This window comes from Rhodopirellula sp. J20-39 (genome assembly GCF_057365095.1).
Window position 1 is genome coordinate 809,981 of record NZ_CP195123.1, and the last position, 18,727, is coordinate 828,707.

Here is an 18,727-nt window from a genome sequence, read left to right on the forward strand (position 1 = left end):
AAAGTCTGCTGGGCAGCTAAGGGCATTTTGTGATGCCAAAAGCGTGTCTCAGGCGAACGTACGTCCAGGACTGAGATGCAGTCGACCTCTGCAATCAGGGCTCGAATGAAGGCAAGGGCCGAACGTAATGCACGGGCTGTGCCAACGCGAGAAACTTAGCCGGCATTGTGACGTCAGATTCCACCCCGGCGGCACGGATCAAGCATCTTGTGCTGTTGTTGCCCGGCAAATCACTGAAAAATATTGCAGCCAATCCTTTTCGATCTGGCAGACCGCTTCTTAAAAGTAGGCACGGGTGCCTACTTTCAGTGCAAAGAATTGCAGGCCATGCAAGCACTTGCATGAAACGGCTCGTGAGGCCAATCTACGCGTTCGTCGCGTGATTTCACCGCCGATAATCTGGGCGAGCATCTCTGCATCGACTACCCTAGCGACGAACATTTCAGCCTTCTTTGACGCATTGCCAAGCCGAGCGCCCTCATGCTACGAAAAATCGCCCTCTTCACCCCGTTGATGCTCCACGCTAGCCCCGTTTTGGCTCACGAGGGACATTCTCACTCGACCATGACAACGAGCAACCCGGTCTGGCATTACCTGACGGAACCGGATCACATCGTCCCTGTCGTTTTGGTGGTGGCCGTCGTGCTTGCTGGGACCTTCGCGGCGATGAAGATCAGTGCCGCACGCGGTACTAGCTTGAACCGATAGAGCTGATTTGGTGAAGGTCGGTGATTGAGTAATTAGGAACTCGTGCGACCGCGCCAAGCGGTCTTTTTGCCTCGCAGTTGGTTCCATCCTGCCCACCACTGCAAGACCAGGAAAACCAGTACGGCGAAAGGGTGCAATGCTGCACCAAGCCAGCTTTGCTGGAAGGCGGTTGCTGCGGTTACGCGAGGGATGTACCCGATCGCGATTGAGACCAAGCTAGTGACAATCGCGAATCCCAGCCAGAAATTGGCGATGTCGTCGTTCCCGTTGAGGGCCGCGTGAATTAGCGTGACCCAGGGCAGCAAGTGGGCACCGCCCAATAGAAACGTGAAGGGCAACAACAGCCTTTTGTTCGCAATGCCCTCGCTCGCATTCTTGAGCAAGCCAGCGACGACTTCGCCTGCATTGTGATACATCCGGCAGGTCGCGAGTTCCGTCCCATCGATGCAATCGGTCATCAAGCCGTGTTGCCTGTATACCTTCGGCAATTGCAATCCATCGTGTCGACTGCCTTGAATCGCTTGGTGAGTGCCGGCTAGCTGATACGACTCGCGGTCGGTCAAGAACAATTGGCCGCAACCGGAGGCGTAGGATGCATGCGTGCTGGCTCGCATCCGCGAGAACGGCAGGTAGCACAACAAGATGAAATGCATCATCGGGATCAGCATCTTTTCTAATAGCGTACCCGTTTCTTGTTTGGGAAACGCGCTAAGTAGTGACGTGCCGATTGTCTTTCCATCGCCAATATCGAGCGTGGTTCGCTTTCGTTGGATCAGTTGCGAAATCGCGTCCTGGCTCAAGCGAACGTCGGCATCCAAGAACAGCAAGTATTTGTGTTGAGCTTCTTCTGCAAGTCGAAAACAAGCGTGTTGTTTACCGTTCCAGCCATCGGGCAAGTTGATTCCTTTGATCAGACGAACTCGATCATCCCGCTGACCTAGGCGTTGAACAATCGCCCCCGTTCCATCCGTTGAACCATCATCAAGAACAATCACTTCCAAACGGATGTCTCGATTATCCAGTACGGACTCGACAGCTCGTTCAATTCCAGCGGCTTCATTGCGAGCGGGAATCAGTACCGAGACCGTTGGGGCTTGATCGCCATCGAACGCGATGGCTGAGCGTTTCCCGTTCCGAAAGAGTGATAGGTTTGCTAGGAACATTCCGGCTGCGAGTGTAGACAGCACAAGTGAGAGTAAGGGCAAGACTGCGTACATCACGACGTCGATCGAATCGTTCATCGGTCAGCCTTTTCAGCGAATTTGTCACCATGAGCGGCATGGAATTGTTTGCCAGTAACCCACGACCGTACGCGTCGCGACCAGTCGTACAACCCGCTTGCACCTTGCTTCCCACGCAACAGGTTTTCAAAGGGCTCTGCTGATCTCGCCTTCACCAGTTCGGCCAATGATGTTTGAGTATCACGCAATCGTTTACTCAGTTCAGCGGCCCATTCGGATTTGGTTTGTTTTGTATGCTCGGCCAGCGACACAACCTGTCCGAATCGGATCAAACATTCCGGTAGGCGTTCTTCCCAGAAAACATATTCGAGCGACATCGGTAACACGAAGCCGGAATCCGTTTTGGAGCAAAGGTGCGGTAAGCCTGGCATCAATTCCGCCGCGTGGTCGCGTACGTCTGCAAACCGGCCTTCGGGCGTCAACCACAATGCGCTGTTGGGTCGCTCGAAGAGTGTCTTCGTTGTCTTTAAAAACGAAGCTGCTCCCCGGGTCGAGTTCATTTCCACTCCAAAGAACCCCAGCTTCTTAAAAACCTTGTATTGTTCGAGTGCTGCCGCATCGATGGGAGCATAGAGCTGACGAGGTGCCAGGATCCGATGGTTGATGAAGTGCGCCAGCAAGGGATCCCACCATGACGGATGATTGCAGTAAACAATCAAAGGGACGGTAGGATCGTTTTGAAGCGTTTGGATGCCTTCAAGCGAGGACTTTTCGATGGCAATTGCGTGGAAATGCCGTTTCAAATAGGACTCCAGGAAACGTAGGAACCCGTTTTGAAACCACGCTGCAGGAAGCCCAACAGTCGGTTCGGCGGTCGGTCGGGTCACGCAGTTGATCCGGCTGTCGCGAGTTTGCCTTCGCGCGCGTCCTGATCCAAGACGTCCGCCGCAATCCAGCCACTCATTAACACCATGGGCATCCCAGGCCCCGGGTGCGCCGCACCACCCGCCAAGTACAGCCCACGGACATCCTTCCGGCGGTTGCCCGGTTTGAATGCACCGAGGAACTTGCCATGACTGGCCAAGCCATAGATCGCACCGTTGAGAACCCGATAACGGTTATGAATGCCCTCGGGCGTTAATGAGTCCTCGGTCACAATTGCATCGCGAATGCCTTCCATTCCCGCGGTTCGTTCCAGCTTGTCCAGAATGACGTTGCGATAATCGGGAAGCATCGCTTTCCAGTCATGTCCCGCTCGCAAATACGGGGTGTGCACCAAAATGTAGAGAGCCTCGCCGCCCGCTGGTGCAACATCTGGTTCACTGATCGTAGGGGCGCAAACGTAAGCGGTCGGGTCGGGCGCGGGTTGGCCCTTTTTGTAGATGTAATCGAATTCTTCTTCAGGATCCTGTGAGAAGATAAAGTTGTGATGCAACAATTGCTCATAGCGTCGATTCAGTCCGAGGTACAAAACCACGCCGCTGCACGCGGCTTCGTAGTGGTTTTTCTTCTCAAAGGACTCGGAAGCATCGGTTCCCTCAAGCAATTCTCGATAAGTCCGGACCGCATCGCTGTTGCTGACGACGGCGTCACAGGCGATTGTTTCACCGGTCGCCGTTGTTACAGCCGATACCGCGCCGCCAGCCGTTTCAATGCGAAGAATATCGGTGCCGGTACGAATCTCGACGCCCAGTTCGTCCGCTAAACGCGACAATGCCTCGGGGACCGCCCGGGTGCCTCCTAGCGGATACCAAATCCCTTCTTCGGTTTGCATGTGCGCGATCCCGCACAAGACTGCTGGCGATGCATAGGGTGATGAACCAACATACTGGGTGAAGTGATCCATCATTTGCGAAACGCGGTGTTCGGGTACGTGTGAACGCACAACCGATGCCACACTGCGACCCATGCGAAGCGACATCACGTCCTTCAGAACCGCTGCGGAAAAGGCGCCGCCAACTTCCATCGTGTCGGCTAAGCCGCCAATCGAACGCCAAAAAAAGAAACGATCCGAGACGCCGTGTAGTTGTTTGCTGACCTCAATGAACTTTTCATAACCTGCCGACGTCGCCTCACCACCGGTGAAGTCACGTAGATGTTGTTTCATCGCGTCGACGTTCGCGACTAAGTCCAGCACCGTGTTTTCGGGGGTGCCGTTTTTCGGACTGCCTTCAAAGAAACAACGCCACTGCGGATCCAGCGGAAGCAACGTGAGGTAGTCGTCCATGTTCCGGTCCGCTTCGGCAAACACTCGACGCAGAACGCTGGGCAGCGTAAGGATCGTTGGACCCATGTCGAAGCGATAGCCTTCCGTTGTTAGTACGGCGGCCTTCCCACCAACCCAGTCGTTCTTGTCACATAACGTGACCCGATGTCCACGAGCGGCCAACACGCAAGCCGATGAAAGCCCCGCCAAGCCGCCACCAACGACGACAACATGCTTCGTCGACGAGGATCCAGGACGAGTTGGTTGGGAAATGGATTCAGTTGCAGTCATGACAATTCGATATCTGAGCAAAAGGGTTGATCGTGGCACGTCGCAGAAACGATCAGTAAGTCAACGTCGCCGACCGCTACTTACTTTATGGGCTTGCCGTTCCGTGCGGCAGTAGTCAGGCGACGAATCGCGGCCAGTCGATGACGCAATCCGCGAGAGTGTTTCCATTGTAAGATTCCGGTTAGCAAGTCCGCGTCGGTATCTTTCCGCGGCGACAAGTGAGGCGCGATCCGACCCGTCCGGGTCGCAATCACGCGAATCGCGGTCATCGCCAGCAAACCTTCTGGTCCACGAGTCACCCCAAAGCCGCTTTCTCCACGGCCGCCAAACGGCAATCGAGGGTCAGCCGTTGGTGCGATCAGATCATTGACGGTAACGCTTCCAACGTTGATTTGCTGCGCGAACTGATCGGCTACTTGCCGCGGACCGAACACCGAGGCGGCTAGTCGGTAGGGCGAGCGATTGATGATAGAGATCGCGATTCGGATGTCCGAAAGCGGCAGCAACGAAATCACGGGGGCGAATAGATCCGATTGCAACACCGGATGGTCATCGGGAACGTTGGAAAGCACGACCGGGAACATCTTTCCGCTCTGGAGAATCTGGACGGCATCGAATTTGCCGACTTCATCAATCGCTCCATCCTGGATCGCTTGTGCAATGGCATCGGCAACGCCGGATCGTGCCGCTGGATGAATCTGTACGGCGGGGGCATTTCGAAGTGTTTCGATCCAGTGGACTAACTCGTCCGGTCGAGCGTTTGGATCGTTTGTTTCAAACATTAATCGACGTGGCCCGATGCAGGTCGCACCTGAGTTCAGGGTAAACCCAAACTGCAACGCATCGATTACCCGTCGCCAATCGGCGCCTGGCAAAACGACGACGCCATCGACACCGGACAGTTCCATGATGGTGGGCGTGAGCTTTTCGGCCGTTTGTCGCAATACCTTGCGGCCCGTCGAGGCGGCTCCGGTTAAAACGACCATGTCAGCGGCGCTGCCGGTCGGTTGCGATTGATCGGTCGAGCTAGTAGTGGCTGGGTTGCCATTGCTGGCAACATCGTTGCTGTCCGTGCCTTCGATTGCCGCGATGGCGGCCTCAGGACTGCTATCTAAGACGGCTAAGCATTCGCGAGGAATCCCGGCTTGGTAAAACAGGTCAGCTAATAATGCGGTGACATCTTCGCTGCCCGGTGCCGGCTTGATGCTGACGCGGTTCCCAGCCGCAAGTCCCTGGGCAATTTGAACTCCGCTCAAAAAGAGCGGATAGTTCCAAGTCCCCAGGATCAGGACGCGGCCCAGCGGCACCCGCTGCACGACACTGCGTACCCCGGTCATCCAGATGGGGCGTCCGGATAGCCCTACCCGGCGGTCCCGGAGCGTCTTAGGGCCATGCCGACCGATCCAGTGTAAAGCGTCCGCCAAGGGGATCAATTCCGAGGCCACGGTCTCAAGATCCTCCGTCCGCTGAGGATTTCGATTGAGCGCAATGAGGCGATCCGCGTTTTTAGCCAGTAAGTTACGGACGGATGCAACGATTCGGCATCGCTCCTTTGCCGACCGCATAGCCCATTTGGCTGTGTCGTGATAATTTGTGTCCTGATAGACTAATGCTGCTCGTTTCAATTCGAACTCATGTTGAGGCAATTCTGGCTCATCGTGTGTCTTTTGAATATTTCGGCAGTTTCGTAACTGCGTGACCAATCATCCTCGACCATGACGGTACCTTTTTCAACGTGAGTGTGCGTGGTCAATTGCTGCCCGGTGTCATCGGACAATCTCCCGCCATGCGGGAAGTTGATCGTATCACACGCAAAGTTGCCGCTACCAATGCGTCGGTACTCATTCTAGGGGAAACCGGCACGGGGAAGGAGTTGATCGCCGCAGCAATCCACCAGCTCAGCCATCGCAGTGGCGGCCCGTTCGTGAAAGTGAACTGCGGCGCTTTGAGTGAAAGCTTGCTCGAAAGCGAATTGTTCGGTCACGTCCGAGGGGCTTTTACCGGGGCGGTAGCGAACCGTGCCGGACGGTTTGAAGCGGCTGATGGCGGTTCGATCTTCTTGGACGAAATCAACAGCACGACGATGACGCTGCAGGTCAAGTTGTTGCGAGTGTTGCAAGAAAAGGAATTTGAACGAGTTGGTGATACAAATACCAACCACACCGACGCCCGGGTGATCGCGGCCAGTAACCGTGATTTGATGCGACAAGTTCACGCCGATCGATTCCGAGAAGACCTTTACTGGCGTCTGAACGTGGTGCCGATCGAGATTCCGGCATTGCGTCATCGACGAGACGACATCCCTTCGCTGGTTTCGTTTTTCTTGGAGTACTACAACGAGATCAATGACCGGTATGTGTCGCACATCGCCCCAGAAGTGCTAGTGGCTTTTCAAGATTACCACTGGCCGGGGAACGTTCGTGAGTTGCAAAACTACGTCGAGCGAGCGGTCGTGATGAGCGACACGGACGAATTGACTCTCGATCTGCTACCCGCTTGTGTGCTCAGTGGCGAGCCGCTCGACGATGGATTTAGCGGTTCGTTCGACGACCGTTCGCCTGGATCGGCTGACGGTCGACCTGCTGAGATGGGGACCCCGGACAGCCGTTACCTATCCGCCGGGCCGCCAAATCGTTCAGCGGGTGGTGGGGCCGCGGGTGCAGCCAATCCGGCGACCTATGTTGATCGGATGGACGCGAAGACTCTTGCGAAATATGTGGTTTCGCGAGGCCTAGCCGAAGCGGGGCAAGATGACGAAGTGCACTCGACTGTGGTGGACCAAGTCGAAAAAGAATTGATCATCCAGGTCCTCGCTCAGTGTGGCGGCGTGCAAACGAAAGCTGCCGCCAAGCTGGGCATGAACCGCAACACGCTGCACAAGAAGATCAACCAATACGGGCTTGGTTGAGCGGATACGCATGGAATCGACCAGGTGAAGTTGCGGTCCCCATTCGTGCTTCGCATGTCAATCAGCGGGCAATCACGCCTGTGCAACGCACAAGCTTAATGAGCAGACGCCAGCTTTATGGCCAGACGACAGAGTTCGTCGAATGCGATCTCTATCGTTCGACGAGTTGACGCCGCGAATCGATGGCATCGTCGGATAGACCCGCTTCATTGAGCCGCGATAAAATTGCCGCTTCAGCGGAAGCAACTGCATCGGGCGTGCGTGCGATCCGAACGCGAATTCCGCTGGCGTCCCCCTCTAACACGGAGGTCATCGCCAAAATTTCTTCGATCGTCTTGGCTTCGCGCTGGTCCAAGTCACTCGCATTGACGGCAACCCAGTACTGGTTCCCATCAATCAGGATATCGACCACGTCGGGCAGCTTCGGCTCGGCCGGAACAAGTTCCATGTCGGCTTCAGCGGAGTCACCGTTGGTCGTATCGGGGCCCATCGCCGGTGTGAACTCTTCCACGTCCATGATGGCTTCTTCGAGCGAGGCTAAAGCGGCGTCTTCGGCTTTGCTGTTGGGCTCATCTCCGTCGCGAAAGCCCAACCCAAAATCGAAGTATTGGCTAGCAACAAGCAGGGCAACGCCACCACCGATGACAACTGGTACACGTTTCCGCATGACATTACTCTCAAAAAACGTAGACAAAAGTCGCGGTGACGGGACGCTTGATTGCCGGCAAACAACCCTGGGAATCTCAATCGCATGTGCGTCATCAAATGGCTTTGCGACAACTTCCCACCAACCAATTTCGTATGGTCGATGTTAGATGGCTCGTGAAAACCGATCAATCTTCAAAACGCACTATATCGCGGCGGACAATAGTTCATGTTCCGTCCACTGATCTGTATTTCGTATTTCGGTGAGTCGTCCTTGAGCGAATACGCCGATTCTATCACAGACCCCCAGCAATTCGGGCAGGTAACTGCTAACCAGGATGATCGCCTTGCCCTGGGACGCGAGTTCACCGATTTGGCGGTAAATGGTTTGCTTGCTGCCGATATCGATCCCCCGAGTGGGTTCGTCCAATAGCAAAATATCGCAATCGTGATGCAGCAAGCGGCCTAAGGCGATTTTTTGCTGGTTGCCGCCTGATAGCTCGCCGATTTTCTGTTCAGGGCCCTCCGCTTTGACGTCGAGTTGGTCCATCCAGGATTGTGTTGCTTGATGCATCCGAGATGTCGACACCAAGCCTCGACTTTGATAATCGGCCAAACGCGTGATCGTGAGGTTGTCGCTGAGGCTGCCATTCAGGAACAGCCCCTCGTTCTTCCGGTCTTCCGAGACAAGGCCCATTGAGTCTTCGAGCCAGCTCGAACGCGGAGATCGTCGTGCGGTGGTCCGGCCGTGCACGACGACGCGTCCGGCGGCCAGTGAGTCCAGGCCGAAGATGGCGCGAAGCGTCTCCGTGCGACCGGCGCCAATCAAGCCTGCGATGCCAAGAATCTCGCCATGATGAACTTTTAGGCTGACCTGTTTGGGAAGGTTCGCACCTTGCACGTCGTTGAGCTCCAGTGCCACTTCGCCGCGGGCGTGCTGAAGATCGGGGTACAGCTGCGACACGTCACGTCCCACCATCATGTGAATGATCGACTCCATCGATTCAACTGCTGTATTTTCTATCTCGGAAGTTGAGTCAAAAGCTGAATCGGGTGTGCGTTCCGCGTGGGATGTTGGCGACGCCTGATGTTGCGTAACGAGTTGGGGCATGATGCCACTGCCGACACTTCGGCCATCACGGAGTACCGTGAACCGGTCGGCGATGCGTTGGCACTCTTCGAGAAAGTGGCTGATGTACAGCACACTGATGCCATCTTTCTTCAGGCTTTCGATGACGGTGAAGAGATGTTCTGTATCCACCTGCGTCAGGCTGCTGGTCGGTTCGTCGAGGATCAAAAGTCTCAACGGCAAGCACGCCATCGCTGAATCCGATTCGCTACTGGAAGTAGTTGTGTCAGCACGAGAAGTCGCTACCGCCCGGGCGATTTCAATCATCTGTTGTTGTGCGATCGACAGTTCATGGATCGGTCGGTCCAGCGGGATCGACTGGCAGTGCAGTCGCGTGAGCGCATTGCTCGCTGCCTGCTTCTGTTCGCGACGATTAATCCAGCCTGTCGCTCGACGCCAACCTGCGTAGGTCGGCTCTTGTCCCAAGGTGATGTTCTCAACCACGGACAGGTCCGGCGCCAGGTTCAATTCCTGGTAAATCATCGCAATCCCAGCAGCCTGGGATTGCCGCGGATCCGAAAGCACGACCTGTTGGCCATCCAGCCGAATCGTGCCCGCATCGGGACGGTGCGCACCGCTGAGCACCTTCATCAGAGTGCTTTTGCCGGCCCCGTTTTCACCGATGATGGCGTGGACTTCGCCGGCACGAACCGTCAGGTCAACTCCATCAAGTGCTTTTGTGGCACCAAACGACTTGACGATTCCGGTCAATTCCAGCCGGGCGGTCATCCGTCGTTACGTGTTGGTGTCTGGAACTTGCCGCTCTTAGAAAAGAATTCGACCGGGTTGTCATAGACGACTTTTCGAATCAGCGATTCAGTATGTCCTCGCTGACGCATTTGGAAAATCAGATCCGGTACGGCGGTCGGCTTGCTGATTCCCCAGTCGCCCGCAGAGTTGGCAAGCAGTCGTTCGCCGGCATAACGTTCGATCATGTCCGCAGCGCGATCCGGTGTGCACTTCGTCACCGGATACAGCGTCATTCCCGCCCAGAACCCTCGATCAAGTACTTCGGCGATCGTGTGTTCTTCGACGTGATCGACCAGGACTCGATCGGGATTGATCCGCGAGTCCTCGCAAAGCATGTCCAGGATCATCCGCGTGCCTTGATACTTGTCTTCCAAGTGCGGCGTATGGATCAGGATCGGTTGGTCGTACTGGATGGCAAGCTCAAGGTGTTCCATGAACACCGTGGCTTCGTTCTTGGTGTTCTTGTTCAATCCGATTTCGCCGATCCCCAGAACTCCCGGGCGATCGAGAAATTCTGGGATCATCGCAATCACTTCGCGCGACAACGAAACGTTCTCGGCTTCTTTTGCGTTGATGCACAGCCAACAGTAATGCTGGATACCGAACTGGGCGGCGCGTTTGGGTTCGACGGCGGTGAGTTGTTCGAAGTAGTCGCGAAAACCATCGGCGCTTCCACGATCAAATCCAGCCCAGAAAGCTGGTTCACTAATCGCGACACAGCCCATCCGAGCCAGTGTGGCGTAGTCGTCGGTGGTCCGGCTGACCATGTGAAGGTGCGGGTCGATGAAATCCATAACTAAACCTGTTCCTGCAGACCGAGTGTTTGCCGCCAAGCGGGATCGTACTCACGAGAGAACAACTGTTGAATCTTCTCGGCACGATTGGGTGTGTCCTGCAGTAGGATCTCGACTGCCCCGATTAACTTACCGCGGGCTTCTTGTCCGGCGGCAGGTAGAGGACTGCCCGAGGCAGTTGCCGAGCGATCGATGCGGTCGAGCACGGCGGCAACCTCAAGCAATTTGGCTCGGGTTTCTAAAAAGGAAACGTCGAGAACGGTCTCGGCGGGCTGGGCGTTCATGGTCAAGGTTCTGCTAGATCGGTGCGGAGGTACATGCCTGAAACGAAGCAAGCGAGGTGGACGATACCACCTCGCTTACGTTATTGGAAACTTATCTTCCAGGATACTCTATCGGGCTGGCGAGCTAGGAGCCTAATTCCCAGCCGCTGCGGTATTCTCGACCGACAAACTCGTTGACCGAAGCCACATTGGGGCTAGTTAGGTCCTTCGCGTTCCATTCAATCCGCTGACCTTCACCGGCCCGCATGGCAAGGTTGCCGACCAGGATGGTTTCGGTCAGACGTCCGGCAATATCGAATCCACTGAACGTTCCAGGCTCGTATTCACCCTTGCAGGTTTGCACGAATTCCCACTTTTGACGCTGATCGCCGCCCGCCTTGTAAGGAATCCGCGGTAGCGTTTGCTCGGGAAGTTGGTAGTCGGCAAAGTCGTCGTGTGGCAACAGATGGTACTTAGCACCGTAATCATCTGGCGAGAACACAGCTCCCTTGCTGCCTAGGATCAATGACCCGCTGGTCTTGCGTCCGCCAGCACGCTGTTGAGCGATCCGTTTTTGGAAGGATGCAGGCAACATCGCTAGCGATTCTTCGGACGGCAAGTTGCCGCCGTCATACCAGTAAAACTTGCAGGCTGGCAATCCACCACGTTCGGGGAATTCGAACATTAGCGAGCTACTGCCGGGGTACTGTTCGCCGTCGACGATGCCAGGATTCTTGATCGCCGTTACCGCAACGGGATCCCATAGCTGCAATGCCCGGACCGGCATGTTGGTTGTGTGACAGGCCATGTCGCCCAATGCTCCGGTGCCGAAGTCAACCCAGCCACGCCAGTTGAACGAATGGTAAGCGCCGGTCTTGAAAGGTCGCATGGGGGCTGGGCCGATCCAAGCGTCCCAGTTCAGCGAATCTGGCACGGGATCTTCGCCTGCAGGCCGTCCACCACCTTGTGGCCAAACCGGGCGGTTGGACCAAATGTGTACTTCCGAAACATCACCGATGGCGCCGCTTTGAATGACTTCAACGGCTTCACGTAAACCGTCTTCGCTGGATCCTTGGTTGCCCATTTGAGTGACAACGCCGGTCTTTTCGGCGGTCTCTCGCATCACCCGAGCTTCCTGGATCGACCACGTCAAAGGCTTTTGGCAATAGATATGCTTGCCCATGTTCATGGCTTTGACGCAAGCGGCCGCGTGCGTGTGGTCAGGCGTGCTGCAGGTCACGATGTCGATTTTGTCGCCCATCTTGTCAAGCATTTCTCGGAAGTCATCAAACTTCTGAGCGTCTGGGAACTCGCGTCCTTTTTTGCCTAGCGTATCGCGGTCGACGTCGCACAACGCTGCGATCGAAACACCTTGCTCGCCAATGTGACTGGTGTCGCTACCACCTTTGCCACCAACTCCGATGCACCCTGCGGAAAGTGCATTCAGGGCCGAAGCTGGCTTAACGTCAGCGGCCGTTGTGGTGCCAGCGAAGTAGCCGACACCGGCTGTTAAAGCGGCGGATTGGCCGAGAAAACGGCGGCGATTGGTTCTTGAAGCCATCAAAGATTTTCCAATATCAGGAGAGAGGTGGGAAACGAAAGAGGGAATGGGAAGGAAGGTAGGTAGTGGCGTGTGAGTCGGAATAAGGCTCACACCCAAGCGAAACCCTTGGACATCATCGATATGGGCAGGATAAAAACCGGCAATATCAATGTGCGCAAGTTCAGCGTGCACGTGATTGGTAGCGCACACGGTTAGTTCCGCAGACACGACTCTTCGTTTGGGGGGACCTGGATTTTAACAAGAAGGATTCGACGCCGCAATTCAATTGTTACGGGGGTGATCCTGGCCTTATTGGCCCGGACGTCTGTCCATGTGAGGCCGTCTTGAGTTCATGCGGATTTCTGACCTTCAGGAAACTGTCCTTTCGGCTCCTGTCACCAGAGCTTCGATCCGTTTCCTGCTCGATGTCTTCGGCTTGGTAACGACAATCCGCCTGTTCTCCAACTCTCTTGGATTGCTGGCTTTCCTTGGATTGCTAGCTTTCACAGGGCGGTCGAACAACTGCGATCAATCGGTTTGCCAACCACCTTCGGCGTGGGCGATTACCAACCAATCGTGACCTACGCTTAGGTATTGTCGCGAATTGGTAGTCTCGCAGGCGTTCATTGACCCGGCGAACGACTTCGAATCCCGCGTAACCGTTGCGATCCTGCTAAACCGTTTCCTCACTTTCCGATCCCAGAAGACTGTACCGTGATCTTTGGTGAATTAACTCTCGGTGTCATCGGCTTTGTACTGACCTACCACTTGGTCGCTCAGTTCGTGTCACGCCGTGAACAAGCTTCGATCGACCTTGATTACAAGACGGACATGCAAGTTGTGCTCGGTCGCGAAGCGGAAGCCAAGAGTCGGCTGGCCCGGCGTAGTCCTAGCGATTTCGGATGGAAAGGATGGCGTGAAGTTCAGGTCATGGACATTCGCGACGAGTCGCCGGATTGCCGTTCGTTCCGCTTGGGACCACGAAATTCCAGCCTTGGACGCGAGCAAGTTTTACCCCGCTTTCGCAGCGGGCAGTCGATTTTGGTCAGTATGCGTGATGCTTCGACAGGCAAACGAGTCGCACGCTGCTACAGTCTTTCAGGCGGTCCCGATGAACCGCATTACCGAATTACCGTGAAACGAGTTCCCGGCGGTAAGGTTAGCAACTGGTTGCACGATCAAATCCGAGTCGGTGACGTTATCGAGATACAGCAACCTCGCGGATCTTTTCACGTCAATGAATCGCATGCCGATCAACCGCTGGTATTGATCGCCGCAGGAATTGGTATCACACCGATGCTATCGATGTTGTTGGAGAACCTAGAGCGATCACCCCGTCGTCGAGTCGCTATGTTCTACCAGCTCCGCAGCGATGACAATGCTCCGTTTTTGAAAACGCTTCGCCAACTCGTTGTACAGGTGGGCCGATTGTTACCGGTATCTCTGCACGTCTTCTACAGCAGGCCGAACCCACAACAAACGTTGGACGCGAGTGACGGTCAAGGCAGAGTCGATGCTGAAACCATGTTGAATCTATTGGGCGGTACAGCGGGCGAGTTCATGATTTGTGGTCCCGAAGTTTTTATGGCATCCATTGCCGAAGGTTTGGTTGCTCACAAGGTTGACGCCGATCGAGTGCATTACGAGTCGTTTGGCGGGAAGGCCAAAGGTGTCGGTGCGATTGCCGTCAAGAACCAATCGCCGGGCGAACACGAAAGCTACGAAGTCGTTCTCGCAGGCAAGGACGAGGATGACCAAGTGGCACAATGGGATGGCAGCGATGCGAGCCTATTGGACTTAGCCGAGAATCAAGACATTGAAGTGGAATCAGCCTGCCGGATCGGAAGCTGCGGAGCTTGCGTGTGCAAACTGCGACGTGGCACGGTAGCCTACGCCACGCCACCGGACTTCGAAGCGGAGGCCGATGAAGTTGTCATGTGTGTTGCGCGCCCAACCAGCAATGTTGAAATCGAAGTCGTTTCGTAGATCGGAAAGCACCCAAATTTCATCACTCTCGGTCGTCCTGACAGCGGGGCGTGCTGAAGATTCGGCTCGCATCTCGCTGGGCTTGCATCATCCAATTGCCATTACGCGGTGATCGTGATTCATTGCTGATAAAGCAGCTCCAGGCGGAGTTCAGGGCCCCGTGGTTAAACGCCAGCGTCCCAAGATTGCTAGCGGAAGTGTCGACTGCGATTTTCATCCGACACGATGGCAATGAGCATGCCGTTGCTAGGGATCTGGGGTCGACGATCGGACCCTGGATTGGAAATCCGACTAAATCGCAAGACACGAAGTAGTCGCTGCTTGAGTGGAGGTCATTAATGCAGTGTTCGAGATACTGATGTCAAGGATTTTAACATGCCAAGTCACACCTGCCCGAAATGTTCTGGACTTCTGCTTCGCGTCAGAAGACGTTGGTATGAACGTCTGTTTATTGTCGGGCGAGCGTACGAATGCGATGCCTGCTTCTCACGCTACTTTCGCTTGTTTCGCCCTCGAGTCATCGAATCGCCCAAACCTCACCAATCCTGACAAACTCCGTTATTGCCTGTGCCAGGAGGGTCGATACGTAGCGCACATTTCCAACATAGTTTTTTGGGGTCGCTCTAAAGCGACCAACGAAGTGGGTTTAACACCTCGATCGTTTCACGGAACTTTGAGTCGCCTCCGTACACTTCGTCTGCGGTGACCCAGCGCGCAGAAAACCCATTTTTGAAGGCGTGCTTTAGCATTTCACGAGCTATCGCAGGCTTGGTTGCGAACGATTTGGTTTTAGGAATCTGGGCCGCCTTGCAACGAGCACGGTCATCGCACCACGCGTTGGGCAAGTAGAGTTCACGATCAATTAGTGCGTGCCCCTTGGCAGAACGGTATGTCAGAAAGACACCAATTTGGCAATTTTCAATTCGTCCGGCAGTCCCTGAGTATTGTCGGGCAACTCCTGCTGACTGGGTGCCTTTCTTCAGAAACCCGGTCTCGTCAATCACCAGAACAACATCGTCATGACCAAGGTGTTGGGCGACATAGCGCTGCAAATCATCCCGGACGTCGTCGGCATTCCACTTCGATCGCCCAATGAAATGTTGAATGTTTCTTGGCGATGCATCTCCAGCTTGCTCTGCGAGCTGCCATCCGTTATTTCGAGGCACGTTGGACAACAATGCCTGAAGATACACGTGCGTTCGAAGTCGAATTTCCGGTCGCCCAAAGTGAACGCCGATCCGATCGCTCACGCGCTCTAGCTGTTCGCCCCAACTCCGAATCTCCGACGCCGTCAGTGGCTCTGGCTTCTCCGTTCTCCTTAAGAACGAAACTGCCAAAATCAAGCGATCCAGAGGAAGTGTGACTGTAGTACTAGTGCACCAAGCAACGCTGAATGACCGCATCAGTGAAGAGCCCAATCACCGCTGAGCGAAGGGCATCGCTACCGTCGAGAACCACGTACAAATGATGGTCGCAATTGAATCCGCGGTTGACGATACGACTCATCAGTTCACGCGAAACTTCTAAGTTTTCGCTACTGCCGAGTGCAAGGTCCAGGACATGTATGCGTCCTTCACCGTCGATCCCCAGTGCCACCACCGCCGTCTGATCTTTACTCAAACGTATGCCATCGAGCATCAACGCGCACCAGGCGATGGTGCTGAGATCTTTGCCTCGCAGCTGTACAATGAACTTCCTACCTGCCTCTTGCCAGAGACGCGAAAGACTTGCCCGGTTTCGGACGCAGAAACTTGCCTAAGGCATTTCAAATGATTAGCTTCATTCATGATGGTCTCCCCGTCGGTTGCACCCGACGAAAATTGAAAAGTTGCGAAGGGCAGACTTTGGCCCTCGGGAGACCATCTTTCAACAATTATTGGGACGCTTCCAAATGTCTGACTCCTGTGAAGTGTTCAACGATTAATTTGGCGATACAGGCTGGTGATGATCATGCCGTAGCTGTGATGCACCGTGGTCATCGCGCGGAAACCTAGACAATTCAATCGCGGGGGTACATCGATAAGCTCTCGGTTCTTCAAGCCGGTCGCGAAGCGGAAAAAGACGTGCATCGCCTTGCTGAGCGTTTGAGCTCGCCATCGTTTCCATCCCGAAGCGGGGAGGACGAAGTCGACATAGTACAACGTTCCTTCACGTTGCAGGCCGCTTAGCCACTGGGGGAGTGCTTGATCGAGTTCGTTTGCATCGAAACAATCCAAGAAGAACGGCATGGCGATGACGTCGAACGCGCGATGGTCGGGGCTGAATGCGAGTGCCTCGGTCTGAATCCAGTTCACACGGTCCGCCAGATTTAGCTTTTCGATTCGTTGCTTTTGAAGCGATAGCATGCGGTTGCTTTGATCGACGCTAGTCACATGATAGGAGGCGTCGCTGAAAGAGGAACGATGTTGCAGAATCCCTTCCAGCAAACGCCCGTCACCGTCACCCAGAATCAGCATGCGATGCCAGACCGGCAGTTTGTCGATCAAGGCCACCCGAGCGGATTGTAATTGATTTCGGAACACCAGTTTTTCCAGTGTTCGATAGCAGTACGAAATCCGGTCGTACCCACGCTGCGATCGCTGGCAATTGCGACTCAAGTGGGGCATGGAATCGCTACGCAAAACGCCGCCGGAATCCACAACAACGCATCCACCACGATACCGCGTATTTCAAAGTGGGGTGTTGCCTGATGCGCGATCGGGATGACGTGCGAGTGGCGGTTGATCATCCACGACATTCCCAACGTTCCGGCCAACAACGCGGTAAGAAGAACGACCGGCAACCGAATTGACAATGCCATGGTTGGAACGAACAACAACGCCATGTTCATCGCCAATCGAGCACGTGTGGTATCGTTGCGGCAATCGATCCGGGTGTACGACTGAGCCAAGTCCAGTTCATATTCCCATCGTGATACCGCAAAGCAATTGATGCTGAATAGCACACCCATCGCGAGGGTTGTGAGCGCTAATTGGAACGACTCCCAACGATCGGTGGTGTTTGGCCAGATGACGAGTGACACGCCGATCGCGAACAGGAATCCAACTTGGGTTTCTTTGGGGAACCATCGGCGACGTGAGGTTGGACGCGATTTTGTTTTTGTGAATCCGTCGATGACAGGCGGAACGAAGTGCACACTCGCGCCATAGACCAGCACCACCGCTGATAACATCAAGCCCCAGCGAATTAAATCGAATGACAGGTGCGTGATCACCAAGCCAGCAGCCGACAGCGCAACTATCATCCAACCGCCAATCAACAACTTGGCATGTCGGTGATAGAATCGGTGCCGAAGCGTGTGGGGCCGGGTGACGTCCAGTTTGGAAGCATCCAGTAACCGATCGGCAACGTAGATCAGCCATACCGTTGACCCAAGCGAAAACACCTCGGGCCAATTGGGCCAGCGATGCAGGTAACTGACGACCAATAGCGTTTGCCAAGTTACGGCAACCGCAACGGCGTCCAGCGACAGCAGGCTCGGCCACGCGATTAGCGGAATGGACCGGTTGCTCGCAATCATGCGTTGTTGCCGCTTCGCTTCATTGACACTACTCCCTCGACTTCAGATTTCGACTGTGGCCAAACTCTACTTTTACTATTCCGCGATGAACGCCGGGAAATCGACGATCTTGTTGCAATCGAGCTACAACTATCGCGAACGTGGGATGAATACGTTGATCCTTTCGCCTGAAATCGACAAGCGGTTTGGCGAAGGAAAGGTCGCATCTCGAATTGGCATCGCGGCCGACTCAGTCACTTTCAACACGTCAGACAACCTGATGGGCGTCTTTGACCGGCATTCAGCAGATTCGAAGTTGCACTGCGTGCTCGTCGATGAGGCTCAATTTCTGACTCGTGGCCAAGTGCGTCAACTTAGCGATGTGTGTGATCAGCATGGAATTCCGGTCTTGGCGTACGGCTTACGCACCGATTTCCAGGGCAATTTGTTTGAGGGCAGTGAAGCGTTATTGGCCTGGGCGGATAGCTTGGTCGAGATCAAAACGATCTGTCACTGTGGACGAAAGGCGACGATGGTGCTGCGATTGGATTCCAAGGGCAACACGATCAAGGACGGCAGTCAGGTTCAGATTGGGGGCAACGATCGCTACGCCTCGGTTTGCCGAAGGCACTTCAAAGAAGGCATGGCCCAACGCAGCGACAATGAATTGCCACTATTGGATTAAATCAAACACCGTCGCAAATTGAGACTTTCCGGCTAGTCGCAATTTGAGATTCACGGTATCTTGGGGACGTTTCGGGGCGGTTCGCTTGCCGTCCGACGGTTGTTTTCCAGGATTTGGTTTCTACAAAGGTTGCTTTGAC

16 protein-coding genes and 1 pseudogene are annotated in these 18,727 nt (G+C 54.9%); 4 read left to right on the forward strand and 13 right to left on the reverse strand.

The window, feature by feature from the left end:
* Positions 1-480: 480 nt before the first annotated feature.
* On the forward strand, positions 481-708 hold the full coding sequence (locus ACR3ZL_RS02660; protein ID WP_473649428.1) for a hypothetical protein: 228 nt from the start codon (positions 481-483) through the stop codon (positions 706-708).
* A gap of 32 nt (positions 709-740) precedes the next feature.
* Here the strand turns inward: ACR3ZL_RS02660 and ACR3ZL_RS02665 are convergent, their stop codons facing one another.
* The 4 genes from ACR3ZL_RS02665 to ACR3ZL_RS02680 form a co-directional block, all read right to left on the reverse strand.
* Positions 741-1,949 carry a glycosyltransferase family 2 protein gene (locus tag ACR3ZL_RS02665; RefSeq protein ID WP_473649427.1) on the reverse strand — a complete coding sequence of 403 codons (1,209 nt, stop codon included), beginning with the start codon at positions 1,947-1,949 and terminating at the stop codon, positions 741-743.
* Positions 1,946-2,776: a lysophospholipid acyltransferase family protein gene (locus tag ACR3ZL_RS02670; RefSeq protein WP_473649426.1), complete on the reverse strand. Its 831-nt coding sequence runs from the start codon at positions 2,774-2,776 to the stop codon at positions 1,946-1,948. The genes ACR3ZL_RS02665 and ACR3ZL_RS02670 overlap by 4 nt, the downstream gene beginning before the upstream one ends.
* Positions 2,773-4,386: a phytoene desaturase family protein gene (locus tag ACR3ZL_RS02675; protein ID WP_486173193.1), complete on the reverse strand. Its 1,614-nt coding sequence runs from the start codon at positions 4,384-4,386 to the stop codon at positions 2,773-2,775. Before ACR3ZL_RS02675 ends, ACR3ZL_RS02670 begins: the two co-directional genes overlap by 4 nt.
* Positions 4,387-4,466: 80 nt before the next feature.
* The gene (locus tag ACR3ZL_RS02680) at positions 4,467-5,951 is read right to left on the reverse strand and encodes an aldehyde dehydrogenase family protein (protein ID WP_473649423.1); all 1,485 of its coding nucleotides are present in this window, start codon (positions 5,949-5,951) and stop codon (positions 4,467-4,469) included.
* Positions 5,952-6,172: 221 nt separating this feature from the next.
* Between ACR3ZL_RS02680 and ACR3ZL_RS02685 the strand changes: the two genes are divergently transcribed.
* The gene (locus ACR3ZL_RS02685) at positions 6,173-7,294 is read left to right on the forward strand and encodes a sigma-54 interaction domain-containing protein (protein WP_473653425.1); all 1,122 of its coding nucleotides are present in this window, start codon (positions 6,173-6,175) and stop codon (positions 7,292-7,294) included.
* 151 nt (positions 7,295-7,445) lie between these two features.
* Here the strand turns inward: ACR3ZL_RS02685 and ACR3ZL_RS02690 are convergent, their stop codons facing one another.
* The 5 genes from ACR3ZL_RS02690 to ACR3ZL_RS02710 all read right to left on the reverse strand — a co-directional run bounded on the left by ACR3ZL_RS02690 (position 7,446) and on the right by ACR3ZL_RS02710 (position 12,436).
* Positions 7,446-7,961, reverse strand: coding sequence for a hypothetical protein (locus tag ACR3ZL_RS02690; RefSeq protein WP_473649422.1), 516 nt, complete (start codon positions 7,959-7,961; stop codon positions 7,446-7,448).
* 183 nt (positions 7,962-8,144) lie between these two features.
* Entirely contained in the window at positions 8,145-9,797 is a 1,653-nt protein-coding gene (locus ACR3ZL_RS02695; protein WP_473649421.1) for a sugar ABC transporter ATP-binding protein, read from the reverse strand.
* Positions 9,794-10,612, reverse strand: coding sequence for a TatD family hydrolase (locus tag ACR3ZL_RS02700; protein WP_473649420.1), 819 nt, complete (start codon positions 10,610-10,612; stop codon positions 9,794-9,796). Before ACR3ZL_RS02700 ends, ACR3ZL_RS02695 begins: the two co-directional genes overlap by 4 nt.
* Positions 10,613-10,614: 2 nt before the next feature.
* Positions 10,615-10,896 carry a hypothetical protein gene (locus ACR3ZL_RS02705; RefSeq protein WP_473649419.1) on the reverse strand — a complete coding sequence of 94 codons (282 nt, stop codon included), beginning with the start codon at positions 10,894-10,896 and terminating at the stop codon, positions 10,615-10,617.
* A 124-nt stretch (positions 10,897-11,020) separates the two neighbouring features.
* On the reverse strand, positions 11,021-12,436 hold the full coding sequence (locus tag ACR3ZL_RS02710; protein WP_473649418.1) for a Gfo/Idh/MocA family protein: 1,416 nt from the start codon (positions 12,434-12,436) through the stop codon (positions 11,021-11,023).
* Between the two features lie 696 nt (positions 12,437-13,132).
* Here ACR3ZL_RS02710 and ACR3ZL_RS02715 point away from each other — a divergent pair.
* Positions 13,133-14,404 (forward strand): FAD-binding oxidoreductase, encoded by a 1,272-nt coding sequence (locus tag ACR3ZL_RS02715; RefSeq protein WP_473649417.1) that lies wholly within the window; start codon positions 13,133-13,135, stop codon positions 14,402-14,404.
* A gap of 623 nt (positions 14,405-15,027) precedes the next feature.
* Here the strand turns inward: ACR3ZL_RS02715 and ACR3ZL_RS02720 are convergent.
* The 4 genes and pseudogenes from ACR3ZL_RS02720 to ACR3ZL_RS02735 form a co-directional block, all read right to left on the reverse strand.
* On the reverse strand, positions 15,028-15,654 hold the full coding sequence (locus ACR3ZL_RS02720; RefSeq protein ID WP_473649416.1) for an IS701 family transposase: 627 nt from the start codon (positions 15,652-15,654) through the stop codon (positions 15,028-15,030).
* A 124-nt stretch (positions 15,655-15,778) separates the two neighbouring features.
* A pseudogene (locus tag ACR3ZL_RS02725) lies at positions 15,779-16,281 on the reverse strand (transposase); the annotation flags it as partial.
* Between the two features lie 36 nt (positions 16,282-16,317).
* Positions 16,318-17,010, reverse strand: a complete 693-nt coding sequence (locus tag ACR3ZL_RS02730; RefSeq protein WP_473649415.1) for a class I SAM-dependent methyltransferase — start codon at positions 17,008-17,010, stop codon at positions 16,318-16,320.
* Entirely contained in the window at positions 16,998-17,924 is a 927-nt protein-coding gene (locus ACR3ZL_RS02735) for a hypothetical protein (protein WP_473649414.1), read from the reverse strand. The genes ACR3ZL_RS02730 and ACR3ZL_RS02735 overlap by 13 nt, the downstream gene beginning before the upstream one ends.
* Positions 17,925-17,979: 55 nt before the next feature.
* Here ACR3ZL_RS02735 and ACR3ZL_RS02740 point away from each other — a divergent pair, with 55 nt between their 5' ends.
* Positions 17,980-18,588: a thymidine kinase gene (locus ACR3ZL_RS02740; protein WP_473649413.1), complete on the forward strand. Its 609-nt coding sequence runs from the start codon at positions 17,980-17,982 to the stop codon at positions 18,586-18,588.
* The last annotated feature ends 139 nt before the right edge of the window (positions 18,589-18,727 follow it).